Annotated in this window: 6 protein-coding genes; 2 read left to right on the top strand and 4 right to left on the bottom strand. The window is 65.6% G+C overall.

Annotated elements, in window-relative coordinates:
• Window positions 1–59: 59 nt before the first annotated feature.
• The 4 genes from CZ674_RS03320 to rpoB form a co-directional block, all read right to left on the bottom strand.
• The gene (locus CZ674_RS03320; protein WP_086991114.1) at window positions 60–1,757 is read right to left on the bottom strand and encodes a hypothetical protein; all 1,698 of its coding nucleotides are present in this window, start codon (window positions 1,755–1,757) and stop codon (window positions 60–62) included.
• Window positions 1,758–1,929: 172 nt separating this feature from the next.
• Window positions 1,930–3,201, bottom strand: a complete 1,272-nt coding sequence (locus CZ674_RS03315) for a YncE family protein (protein WP_143244619.1) — start codon at window positions 3,199–3,201, stop codon at window positions 1,930–1,932.
• A gap of 175 nt (window positions 3,202–3,376) precedes the next feature.
• Window positions 3,377–7,264, bottom strand: coding sequence for a DNA-directed RNA polymerase subunit beta' (rpoC, locus tag CZ674_RS03310; protein ID WP_086991112.1), 3,888 nt, complete (start codon window positions 7,262–7,264; stop codon window positions 3,377–3,379).
• A gap of 45 nt (window positions 7,265–7,309) precedes the next feature.
• Window positions 7,310–10,804: a DNA-directed RNA polymerase subunit beta gene (rpoB, locus tag CZ674_RS03305; protein ID WP_086991111.1), complete on the bottom strand. Its 3,495-nt coding sequence runs from the start codon at window positions 10,802–10,804 to the stop codon at window positions 7,310–7,312.
• 238 nt (window positions 10,805–11,042) lie between these two features.
• Between rpoB and CZ674_RS03300 the strand changes: the two genes are divergently transcribed.
• Both CZ674_RS03300 and CZ674_RS03295 read left to right on the top strand, forming a co-directional pair.
• Window positions 11,043–11,858: a hypothetical protein gene (locus CZ674_RS03300; protein ID WP_086991110.1), complete on the top strand. Its 816-nt coding sequence runs from the start codon at window positions 11,043–11,045 to the stop codon at window positions 11,856–11,858.
• Window positions 11,859–11,870: 12 nt separating this feature from the next.
• On the top strand, window positions 11,871–12,719 hold the full coding sequence (locus CZ674_RS03295; protein ID WP_086991109.1) for a spermidine synthase: 849 nt from the start codon (window positions 11,871–11,873) through the stop codon (window positions 12,717–12,719).
• Window positions 12,720–12,791: the final 72 nt, after the last annotated feature.

Raw genomic sequence — 12,791 nt, 5'->3', positions numbered from 1 at the left:
GCTCCGCGGCGCGGGCGCTCTCCCGCAGGACACAGGGTTCAGAATAGCGTGAGGATCGGTCAGACCGCTTCGTTCTCGCGCTCGGTCTGGCGACGGTACTCTTCGATCTCTGTGTTGTAGCGCTCGCGCTGCTTGCGGCCGCGCTTCGAGACGATGCCGCCGAGCCAGATCGGCACCTCGCGTGCGAGCACGAACGTGACGACCGCGGCAGGTGCCACGATGCTGGGCACGATGCCCTCTCGCGTGAACGTGAACAGGTTGCCGAGCGACTCCCAGCCGCCGTTGTGCTCGAAGTTCGCCGCGAAGATGTATGCGCCGTACGCGAGCAGCGCCACGATGAAGCCGCCGAGCACGTGAGCCCACCATCCGGCGCGGTTCACGACCAGCGTCAGGATCCAGTAGGCCAGGAAGAACACGACCACCGGGAAGATCCACAGCGGCGAGAGCCAGACCGTCAGCAGCGAGCCTGCATCGAACTCAGTGTCGAACAGGTACTGCACGCCCACGAGCGCGAGGCCGAGCAGACCGCCGAAGACGATCGTCGACAGCAGCACGACCACGAAGCCGACGCCGCGGGCGCCGCGCTTGCGGGGCTCTGCCGGCTGCTCGACGAGCATGATGTCATCGACATCCCGTTCGCGGGCAGGAGGTGCGTCGACCGTTCTGGTGCGCGTGTCATCTGCTGCGGTGGGGGTTGCGGTGCCGTGTGCTGCGGTGCCGCCAGCGTGGGTTGCTTCTGCGTGGTGGCTGCTCGAGCCATGGCTCGCAGCTGCCGCGCCTGCGCCTGCAACGCCGACACCGGCGGCGCCGGCTGCGACTGCAGGGCCGACTGAGCCGTTGCGGTCGTCAGCGGCGTGGCCATCTGCTGCGTGCCCGTCAGCCGCGCGGCCATCTGCGGTCCGTGCGTCTGCCGCGTGCCCGTCTTCTGCCGGGCGGTGATCCTGGGTCTCGAGCACACGAGTCTGCTGGTCGTCGTGCGTTCGCGGGGTGCGAGCGTCGTGGTCGACTGCGGGATCACCGGCTGAACCGGCGGCGGCTGTGCCAGCTGCTGCGGTGCCGGCTGCTGCTGCCCCGGCGCCTGCGGCACCAGCGGCAGGCGCAGACGAAGCGGATGCGCTGTCGTCGTCTGCGAGAGCGGCTTCAGCCTCGCGCGCGTCAGCGATGGCGCGCTCGCGTCGACGCAGGCTGAGCTGCGGGCGAGCGGGCTCGACGAGCTCGTGCGAGTCGACGGCGTTCAGCTCGCCGGTCGGGTTTGCTCCGCGCAGCGTCGAGGGAGGAACCACCTGGGGCTCGACCTCGGCGTCGGGGGCAGGAGTGCTGGGCGACGGGCGGTACTCAGCCGTGGGCTCTTTGTCTTCGCCGTCGAACTCGGCCTGCCAGGCACGCTGCTCGTCCTCGACCGACGCAGCCGGCTTGGGCCCAGCAGCTGCGGGCTCGGCCGGTGCAGGCTCAGCAGCTGCGGCATCGCGCTCCACCGCATCTGCAAGAGGAGTCTCGTCGAAGTGCTCGTCCGATGCGGGCTCGCCGCCGAGCAGCGTCTGGTCATCGGCTGCGGCGGGCTCATCAGCCACAGCGTGCTCGTCAGAGACAGCGTGATCGTCTGCGACCACCGAGTCATTCGCGAGAGGCTGATCGTCGACAGCAGGTTCGTCTGCGCCGGTCTCGCGACTCGGCGATGCGGTGTCTTTCTGCTCGTCAGGGCTCGTGCCGCCGAACAGACGGTCGCGCCAGCTCTGCTGGCCGTTCTGGTCGCTCACAACTGCTCCTCAAGGTTCTCGTGAACGGATGCATCGCGGTTTTCACAGATGCTCCGCACTTCGGATTGTATGAATGCTCTCACTCTTCACGCCCGCGGCGCGCGGAATGAGGCCATATTGCGCCGAAACGGCCCCCTGCACGCGTGTCGCAGGGGGCCGCCTCGAGAACTGCTCAGCGCATCCCGGCGTCTGAGAGCACCACCTCGTTCGCCTCGACTCCGATCTCGGCTTCGCTCGTGACCGTGCCGGCGGCATAGTCGACGACCGCGACCGTGCCCGACTGCGGGTCGGTCACGTAGGCGAATCCGCCGTGTTCGACGAGCGACGGATGCGCGCCCTGCCATTCCGCAGGCGGCGTCCAGTCATCGAGCACCGACACCGATGTCGTCACCTCTCCGCTTTCGGCATCGAGCACGCGCAGCGTTCCGTCGGTGCCGAGCACCAGCACCGATCCGTCGATGCCGCGTGCGAGGCCTCGCCACGTGTAGCTCGAGCCTGCGTCGACGATCTGCATCTGCTCGGCTTCGACATCGATCAGCGCGATGTCGTGCAGCTCGATGCCTGCTTCTGCGTCTGTCTTGTAGTCGCCGAGCACGATGGAAGAGTCGTCGGCCGCGAACGCATTGCCGATGCGACCGAAGTCGTCAGGTGCGGGAATGTGGTGGAAGTGGTCGCCGTGCAGCACGAGCGCGCCGTTCTCGCAGCCCGCCAGCAGTCCGCCGTCTCCGTACGAGGTCTCACCGTGGATGCCCGGGCAGTCAGTGCTCTCGACCACGATGTCGTCGCTCTGGTCGAGCAGCGCTGCTCCGCTTCGTGAGTCAGCGTCGCCCACAGTCACAAACAGGCCGCCGGCTTCTGTGGGGACCGCGACTCCGTGGTGCGCCGCATCCGCCTGGTACTCGCGCAGCGGTGTCGCCTCGCCGTCTTCGGCAGCCTGTGCCCAGAGCGCGCTGTCGAACACCAGCACCTTGCCTGTGCCGTCGTCGAACAGGGTCGTCGTGCCGTCGTGATTCACGACGTGCCCCGGCGCAACGGCCGCGATCGAGAGGTCGGTGAGCGTCGGCTCGGTCTCGAACGAGTGGCCGTGGTCGCCGTGCGCCTCGGTCCATGTGCCGACATCGAGCAGCTGCCAGCCGCCCTGCGTCGAGACGAGCACGTGCCTGCCGTCGCCTGCAGGATTGATGCGGTTGAAGCCCTCGAGCGGAATGTCGGCCACCTCTTCGAGCGTGCCTGCATCGACGATCCTGATGCCGCCGTCGTACGTCATCACGATGCGCGGCTTGGGCCCTGCCGTCTCGACAGCCTCGCCGCTGTGCGCCGCGTGGTTGTGGTCTTCGTGCTCGTCTTCGGCCGGAGCCGCGGATGCGCATCCCGCAAGCGCCAGCGCTGCGGCGAGCGACAGAGCACCGAGTGCCCTCACCCGATTTCGTGGTTTCAGTGTCATAGCGGAGCCGCGTGAGCGGCCTTCCTTTCCAGCTGTCGGACCGACGGCGATGCGCCCATCCTTATTGCAAACGATTACCGTTAGCAATAGTAGGGCATGCTGGAACCTCCCGACAACGCAGCAGCTCCCCGGCCGGAAATGAATCCGATCGGGGAGCTGCTGCTGAGGGCGTCGGCTAGACGAGCTTGCCCGGCTCTTCGCCGAACGAGTCGCCTGCTGTGAACGTGTCGAAGTCGACGAAGTCGAGGTTCTCCTCGTTCACATCCCACGACTCAGAGAACAGGCGGTTGGGGTACCGCTCTGCCTTCGCCTCTTCTGTCGCGTCGACGTCAACATCGCGGTAGCGAGCCAGACCGGTACCGGCCGGGATCAGCTTTCCGATGATGACGTTCTCCTTGAGGCCGACCAGCGGGTCGCGCTTGCCGTCCATGGCGGCCTGCGTGAGCACACGCGTGGTCTCCTGGAACGAAGCGGCCGACAGCCACGACTCGGTTGCGAGCGAAGCCTTGGTGATGCCCATGACTTCCTGACGCGCGCTTGCCGTCTTCTTGCCGTCGACGAGTGCGCCGCGGTTGAGCTCGTTGTACCGCGAACGGTCGACGAGCTCGCCCGGAAGCAGGTCAGTCTCGCCGTGGTCGACGACCGTGACCTTGCGCAGCATCTGACGGACGATGACCTCGATGTGCTTGTCGTGAATCGGCACACCCTGCGAGCGGTAGACGTTCTGAACGCCCGAGACGAGGTGCTTCTGCACTTCGCGGACACCGCGCACGCGCAGCACTTCCTTCGGGTCGATCGAGCCGACCTGCAGCTGCTCGCCCTGCTCGACGTGGTCGCCGTCGGCAACCTCGAGAACAGCACGGCGGAGCACGGGGTACGCGATCTCTTCATCACCGTTGTCGGGGATGATGACGATGCGACGGCTCTTGTCGTCTTCTTCGATGCGCACGCGACCGGCAACCTCAGCGATGGGCGAGGCTCCCTTCGGCGTGCGAGCCTCGAAGAGCTCGGTCACACGGGGCAGACCCTGCGTGATGTCGGATGCACCAGCCGAACCACCGGTGTGGAACGTGCGCATCGTGAGCTGGGTTCCGGGCTCACCGATCGACTGTGCGGCGATGATGCCGACTGCCTCACCGATGTCGACGAGCTTGCCGGTTGCCAGCGAGCGGCCGTAGCACGCTGCGCAGACACCGACAGTGGACTCGCATGTCAGGACCGAACGGACCTTGACGGTCTCGATGCCGGAGTCGATGAGCTGTGCGAGTGCATCGTCGCCGATGTCCTCGCCGCCCTTGCCCAGCACGGTTCCGTCTTCTGCGACCACGTCGACAGCCAGGTTGCGCGCGTAGACGCTCGACTCGACGTTCTCGTGCAGCACGAGCTTGTCGCCGACCATCTCACCGATGGGCATCTCGATGCCCTTCTCGGTGCCGCAGTCGTCTTCGCGGATGATGACATCCTGCGAGACGTCGACGAGACGACGGGTCAGGTAGCCCGAGTCAGCCGTGCGGAGAGCCGTGTCAGCCGATCCCTTGCGAGCACCGTGCGTCGCGATGAAGTACTCGGCAACCGAGAGGCCTTCGCGGTACGACGAGATGATCGGGCGGGGAATGACCTCACCCTTCGGGTTCGTCACAAGACCACGCATGCCGGTGATGTTTCGGATCTGGATCCAGTTACCGTTGGCGCCTGCGGTGACCATGCGGTAGATCGAGTTGTTCTTGTCGAACGCATTCTCCGTTGCGAGCTGAACATCGTTCGTGGCCTTGGTCCAGAGCTCGGTGAGGTCCTGGCGACGCTCGGCGTCGGACAGGAGGCCCTTGTCGTACTGCGACTGGATTTTCGCGGCGGCCTCTTCAGCCCCTGCGACGATTCCGGCCTTCCCCGGCGGCGTGATGACGTCGGAGAGTGCGACGGTGATTCCCGAGCGGGTGGCCCAGTGGAAGCCGGCGTCCTTGATGCGGTCGAGCGTGGCTGCGACATCCGTCTTCGTGTAGCGCTCTGCGAGCGTGTTCACGATCTGCGAGATGACCGACTTGGTGGTCACCTCGGAGACGAAGGCGTAGTCAGCGGGGAGCGCCTCGTTGAAGAGTGCGCGACCCAGCGTCGTCTCGAACAGCACCTGCTCGCCCTCGACGAAGCCCTCGGGCTGGTCTGCGGGGCTCAGCACGAGGCTGTCGAAGCGGATCCGGACCTTCGCGTTGAGGTCAAGGCTGCCCTGGTCGAGAGCCATGATGGCCTCAGAGACCGACGAGAACACGCGGCCTTCGCCGACTGCGCCTTCCTTGACCGTGGTCAGGTGGTGCAGACCCGAGATCATCTCGTGCGACGGCAGGGTGACCGGGCGTCCGTCCGAGGGCTTCAGGATGTTGTTCGAAGCGAGCATCAGGATGCGCGCCTCGGCCTGGGCCTCGACCGACAGCGGCAGGTGCACAGCCATCTGGTCACCGTCGAAGTCAGCGTTGAACGCCGAGCAGACGAGCGGGTGCAGCTGGATTGCCTTGCCCTCGACGAGCATCGGCTCGAAGGCCTGGATGCCGAGACGGTGCAGCGTGGGAGCACGGTTGAGCAGCACGGGGCGCTCGCGGATGATCTCTTCGAGGACATCCCAGACCTGCGGCTTCGAACGCTCGACCATGCGCTTCGCGTGCTTGACGTTCTGCGAGTGCTGCAGGTCGATCAGGCGCTTGATCACGAACGGCTTGAAGAGCTCGAGAGCCATCTGCTTGGGCAGACCGCACTGGTGCAGCTTCAGCTGCGGGCCGACCACGATGACCGAACGGCCCGAGTAGTCGACGCGCTTGCCGAGGAGGTTCTGACGGAAGCGTCCCTGCTTGCCCTTGAGCATGTCGGAGAGCGACTTCAGCGCACGGTTGCCGGTGCCCGTGACGGGACGACCGCGGCGGCCGTTGTCGAACAGTGCGTCGACGGCCTCCTGCAGCATGCGCTTCTCGTTGTTCACGATGATCTCGGGAGCACCGAGGTCGAGCAGACGACGCAGACGGTTGTTGCGGTTGATGACACGACGGTAGAGGTCGTTCAGGTCGCTGGTCGCGAAGCGTCCGCCGTCGAGCTGCACCATGGGGCGAAGCTCCGGGGGGATGACCGGCACCACGTCGAGCACCATGGCAGCCGGGTTGTGGCCCGTCTGCACGAAGGAGTTGACGACCTTGAGGCGCTTGATCGCACGGATCTTGCGCTGGCCCTTGCCCTCTGCGATCTGCGTGTGGAGGTCGTCTGCCTCTGCCTGCAGGTCGAAGGTCTCGAGGCGGCGCTTGATGCCCTCCGCACCCATGTGGCCCTCGAAGTAGTCGCCGAAGCGGTCTTCCAGCTCGTGGTAGACGGCGTCCTCAGCCTTCAGGTCGCCGACCTTCAGGTTGCGGAACTCGTCGAAGACCTGCTCGAGCGTGCGGATCTGCTCGTCGGCGGCCTTGCGGATGCCCGCTTCTTCCTTCTCGGCGGCGTCGCGGACCTTGCGGATCGCGTCCGCCGTTGCACCGTCGGTCTCGAGCTGTGCGATGTCGTCTTCAGCCTGCTTCATGCGGGCTGCGATGTCGGCGTCTGCACGCTTCTGCAGCTCGCCCACCTCCAGACGGATCTCCTGCTCGAGGCCGGGAAGGTCTTCGTGGCGACCCTCCTCGTCGATGCTGATGACCATGTAGGCGGCGAAGTAGATGACCTTCTCGAGGTCCTTCGGCGCCATGTCAAGGAGGTAGCCGAGGCGGCTCGGAACACCCTTGAAGTACCAGATGTGCGTCACGGGCGCAGCGAGCTCGATGTGGCCCATGCGCTCACGGCGCACAGCCGACTTCGTCACCTCTACGCCGCAGCGCTCACACAGGATTCCCTTGAAGCGCACGCGCTTGTACTTGCCGCATGCACACTCCCAGTCGCGGCTGGGGCCGAAGATCTGCTCACCGAACAGACCGTCCTTCTCGGGCTTCAGCGTGCGGTAGTTGATCGTCTCGGGCTTCTTGACCTCACCGTGCGACCAGCCGCGGATGTCCTCCGCGGTAGCCAGGCCGATCCGGAGCTCGTCGAACGTTGTTGCGTCGATCACTCTGTATATTCCCTTACTTCAGATCTCGTCAGTTGCCGGCCGGATTCAGACTTCGTCAATCGACGAAAGCTCCGGGCGGGAGATGTTGATGCCGAGTTCCTCGGCCGTGCGGAGCGCCTCGTCTTCGTCGTCACGCAGGGTGACGACTTCGCCGGCTGCGTTGAGCACCTCGACGTTCAGGCAGAGCGACTGCATCTCCTTCATGAGCACCTTGAAGGACTCAGGGATGCCGGGCTCCTGGATGTTCTCACCCTTGACGATGGACTCGTAGACCTTCACGCGGCCGACGATGTCGTCGGACTTGATGGTCAGGAGCTCCTGCAGCGTGTAAGCGGCGCCATAGGCCTCGAGAGCCCAGACCTCCATCTCACCGAATCGCTGGCCGCCGAACTGCGCCTTGCCACCGAGCGGCTGCTGGGTGATCATCGAGTACGGACCCGTCGAGCGAGCGTGGATCTTGTCGTCGACAAGGTGGTGCAGCTTCAGGATGTACATGTAGCCGACCGAGACCGGGTACGGGTACGGCTCTCCTGAGCGGCCGTCGAACAGCGGGGCCTTGCCCGAGCCGTCGACCAGGCGCTTGCCGTCTGCCGTCGGAAGCGTCGAGTCGAGAAGACCGATGATCTCGTCCTCCTCAGCACCGTCGAAGACCGGAGTCGCGACCTTGGTGTTCGGAGCGGCCTCGAGTGCCTCTTCGCTCAGACGCGAAGCCCACTCGGGCTTGCCTTCGACCTTCCAGCCCGTCTTGGCGATCCAGCCGAGGTGCGTCTCGAGCACCTGGCCGAAGTTCATTCGCTTCGGGATTCCCAGCGGGTTCAGGATGATGTCGACAGGCGTGCCGTCCTCGAGGAAGGGCATGTCTTCCTCAGGGAGGATCTTCGCGATGACGCCCTTGTTGCCGTGGCGGCCTGCGAGCTTGTCGCCCTCAGTGATCTTGCGCTTCTGCGCGATGTACACGACAACCTTCTCGTGCACGCCCGAGCCGAGCTCGTCGTCGCCTGCGTCAACGCTAAACTGCTTGACGGCGATGACGGTTCCCTGCTCGCCGTGGGGCACCTTGAGCGAGGTGTCGCGGACTTCGCGGCTCTTCTCGTTGAAGATCGCGCGGAGCAGACGCTCCTCAGCGCTCAGCTCGGTCTCGCCCTTCGGCGTGACCTTGCCGACGAGGATGTCGCCGGGGCGAACCTCGGCACCGATGCGGACGATGCCGCGCTCGTCGAGCTCTGCGAGAAGATCCTGCGAGACGTTCGGCAGGTCGCGAGTGATCTCTTCCTTGCCGAGCTTGGTGTCGCGGGCGTCGATCTCGTACTCCTCGATGTGGATCGACGAGAGGACGTCGCCCTTCACGAGGTTCTGCGACAGGATGATCGCGTCTTCGTAGTTGTGACCCTCCCACGGCATGAATGCCACGAGGAGGTTCTTGCCAAGCGCGAGCTCGCCGTTGTCGGTCGCGGGACCGTCGGCGATGACCTCGCCTGCCTCGATGCGCTCGCCAGCCGAGACGACTACACGGTTGTTGTAGTTCGTTCCCTGGTTCGAGCGCTCGAACTTGCGCAGGTAGTAGGTCTGCGTGCCGCCCTCGTCGAGCTGCACCGTGACGTAGTCGGCCGAGACCTCGGCGATGACACCAGCGGCGTCAGCCGTGACGACGTCACCGGAGTCGATGGCCGTGAAGCCCTCCATGCCGGTTCCGACGAGCGGCGAGTCGCTGCGCAGCAGCGGAACAGCCTGACGCTGCATGTTCGCACCCATGAGGGCGCGGTTCGCGTCGTCGTGCTCGAGGAAGGGGATGAGGCTCGTCGCGACCGAGGCCATCTGGCGAGGCGAGACGTCCATGTAGTCGACGGCGGTGGGCTCGATCAGCTCGACCTCGCCGCCCTTCTTGCGAACGAGGACCGCCTCTTCTGTCAGCTTGCCCTTCTTGTCGAAGAGCGAGTTGGCCTGCGCGATGACGAACTCGTCTTCTTCGCTGGCTGTGAGGTAGTCGACGTCGTCGGTGACGACACCGTTCACAACGCGACGGTACGGCGTCTCGATGAAGCCGAAGGCGTTGATGCGGCCGAAGGTCGCGAGACGGCCGATGAGGCCGATGTTCGGGCCTTCAGGCGTCTCGATGGGGCACATGCGGCCGTAGTGCGACGGGTGGACGTCGCGGACCTCGACGCCTGCGCGCTCACGCGACAGACCGCCGGGGCCGAGTGCCGAGAGGGTGCGCTTGTGCGTCATGCCCGCAAGCGGGTTGTTCTGGTCCATGAACTGCGACAGCTGCGATGTTCCGAAGAACTCCTTGATCGCGGCGCTCACGGGGCGCACGTTGATCAGGGTCTGCGGCGTGATCGCCTCGATGTCCTGTGTCGACATGCGCTCGCGCACGACGCGCTCCATGCGAGCCAGGCCCGTGCGGACCTGGTTCTGGATGAGCTCGCCGACGGCGCGGATGCGACGGTTGCCGAAGTGGTCGATGTCGTCGGTGTCGAGACGGATGTCGACTGCCTCGCCCTTGCGGGTGCCCGGCAGCGTCTTGTCGCCTGCGTGCAGGGCGACGATGTACTTGATGGTCGCGACGATGTCTTCGACCGTGAGCACAGACGCGTTCAGCTCTGCATCGATGCCGAGCTTGCGGTTGACCTTGTAGCGGCCCACCTTCGCGAGGTCGTAGCGCTTCTCGTTGAAGTAGAAGTTGTCGAGGAGTGCACGCGCTGCCTCAGCAGCGACCTGCTCGCCCGGACGCAGACGCTTGTAGATGTCGCGAAGCGCCTCTTCCTTCGTCTCGACGGTGTCTTTGTCGAGCTGCGAGAGCACGGTCTCGTAGCCGGCGAACTCGGTCTCGATGTCGGAGCGCGTGAGGCCGAGGGCCTTGAGGAACACCGTGACGGGCTGCTTGCGCTTGCGGTCGATGCGCACGCCGACGGCGTCGCGCTTGTCGACCTCGAACTCGAGCCATGCACCGCGGCTGGGGATGATGCGTGCCGAGAAGAGGTCCTTGTCGGAGTTCTTCTCTGGGGTGCGCTCGAAGTACACGCCGGGCGAGCGGACGAGCTGCGACACGACGACGCGCTCGGTGCCGTTGATGATGAACGTGCCCTTTTCGGTCATGAGCGGGAAGTCGCCCATGAAGACCGTCTGCGACTTGATCTCGCCGGTCTCGTGGTTCATGAACTCAGCGGCCACGTAGAGCGGTGCGGCATACGTCTTCGAGCGCTCCTTGCACTCGTCGATCGTGTACTTCGGCTCTTCGAGCTCAGGCTCTGAGAACGAGAGCTGCATCTTCTCACCCAGGTCTTCGATGGGAGAGATCTCCTCGAAGATCTCCTCCAGACCGGATGCGAGAGCAAGGTCGGTTCGTCCCTCTGCCTGGCCTGCGGCGAGGCGCTGGCGCCAAGCCTCAGATCCGATGAGCCAGTCAAAGCTCTCGGTCTGCAGCGCGAGCAGATCGGGGACGGAAAGTGTTTCGGGGATCTTTGCGAAGCTCAGCCGGCTTGCGTTCCGGCCTGACTTAGGAGTGGCAGCAGCCAATGGTTTTCCCTCCGTGCCGCGCAGCAGGTTATGCTCGCGGTGTCGACGTCACAGGTGGTTTCGCTCCCAGGGGCACCGTTGAGGGGCGCCATGCCGACCGCAATATGAGGGCATGAAGAAACGCGGGAGCGCAAACACCCAATATAGCCCTACTTACCATCGCGTGTCCACCCACTCGCGCATCCGCGGCTCGGCGTGTCGCGCATCCGCTCATCTCGTCGCATTCAGCATCTCGAAACTCTGACCGTCCAGAGTGAACTCCATGGCCTCCAGACTCGCACTGTCCTCACTGCTGCTCATGCTGACCCTCGGCGCCGCCGGCTGCACACCCACGCCAGAGGACGACGGGGTCGACACCTCCCCCAGCGACACTGCGGCCGGTGACGACACGACGCAGACGGATGCGGCAGAAGAGCCCCTGCACGAGTGGCGGTTCGAAGAGGGAATGCACTGGGTCTACGACGTCGAGCCTCTGCACGAGGGCGAGTCGCTGCCGGAGGGCGCCTTCGACGAGATGCGGTGGGAGGTGCTCTCGGTCGAGGGCGACACGGTGCGCATGGAGCGCACCTACTACATCGGCGGCGAGGTGAGCGAGACAGAGCAGTACGACTACGTTCCGGCAGCGGACGGCAGCCTCAGCTACTCGACGAACGAGGACTTCGCTGCGGCCTTCGGTGTGCCCGGTGAGATCGAGCCGCTCGAACAGGAGGACTGGGAGGTGCCGGCACTGCAGGGCCAGACCGAACCCGTCGCCTGGCAGGGCGTCAACCTGTATGCCGACGTCGACGACGAGAGCATGCAGTACGGCTACCGCGCTGCGTTCGAGCGCGAGCCGCCGCAGGCCGAGACCATTGACGTGCTGGGCGAGCCGATGGAGGCTCTCTGCTACGAGACGCACGTGGCGTGGCACTGGCAGTACGGCCCCGCGGGCGAGCAGGAATTCGAGCAGAAACTGCGCGAATGCACGGTGATGGGCATGGGCAATGTGACCACTGAGCTCACCACAGTCGACATGCCCCAGGACGTCGCGACGCTGACCACACTCACGGAGACCAACGCGCTCGAAGGCGGTCAGTGACAGACTGTCGCCATGACTGACAAGCCCGCACTCGAGACCCGACTCTCCAGCGGCCTGCGGGCCGAGATGCGGCATTCGAGCTACGGCGGCTGGCAGCTCGTGGTCGACGGCACCCCGCAGTCGCACGTCGACGTCGAGCGGCCGAAGTACCTCGCGTACGAGTACTCGCGCCGCATCGGATACGTCATCGATGCGCTGCCCGCGGGGCCTCTGACCGCCCTGCACCTGGGCGCAGGGGCCATGAGCCTCGCCCGCTACATCAACGCCCAGCGGCCCGGCTCGCGCCAGCAGGTGCTCGAGCTCGAGCCGGCCCTCGTCGACCTCGTGCGCGGCGTCGCTCCGCTGCCGAAGGGCGCCAGCGTGCGCGTTCGATACGGCGACGCCCGCGAGACGCTCGGGAATCTGCCGAAGGGCCTCAAGGGCACGGTCGACGTCGTGATCGTCGACATCTTCGCCGGCAGCAAGACGCCCGGCCACGTCACGAGCGTCGAGTTCTACACGCTGATCCGCGAGCTGCTGGCTCCCCAGGGGCTCGTCGTCACGAACATCGCCGACGGCAAGGGCCTCGTGTTCGCGCGCGGACAGCTTGCGACGATGGAGCACGTCTTCGGGCACGCGGGAGCAATTGCGGATGCGGGGCTGCTGAAGGGCAAGCGGTTCGGCAACATCATCGGGGTCGCCGGCACGCAGTTCGAGGTCGTCGACGGGCTACCGCCTGAGCTCGGCCATGAGCTGTTTCCGTCGAAGCTCGTGCGCGGCGACGAGCTTCGCAGGCTGATTGCAGGGGCTCCTGTGATCACGGATGCGAACGCAATCGGATCGCCCGACCCCGACAAGCGGGTGTTCCAGGCGCGCAGCTGAACGGCGCGCTGACGACTGAAGGCCCTGAGCGGCGCGCTTGTGGAGTCGTGTCACCGGTGTGGTGCACCATGG

The organism is Agrococcus casei LMG 22410 (assembly GCF_900163565.1).
In the GTDB taxonomy this organism is placed as follows: domain Bacteria; phylum Actinomycetota; class Actinomycetes; order Actinomycetales; family Microbacteriaceae; genus Agrococcus; species Agrococcus casei.
The sequence above is the reverse complement of the archived record's forward strand: the minus strand, read 5'-3'. Positions and strand labels throughout refer to the sequence as shown.

Excerpts from the sequence above, each read along its gene's own strand:
- CZ674_RS03315 (WP_143244619.1), bottom strand. The coding sequence starts at position 3,201 with ATGACACTGAAACCACGAAATCGGGTGAGGGCACTCGGTGCTCTGTCG.
- CZ674_RS03300 (WP_086991110.1), top strand. The coding sequence starts at position 11,043 with ATGGCCTCCAGACTCGCACTGTCCTCACTGCTGCTCATGCTGACCCTC.
- CZ674_RS03295 (WP_086991109.1), top strand. The coding sequence starts at position 11,871 with ATGACTGACAAGCCCGCACTCGAGACCCGACTCTCCAGCGGCCTGCGG.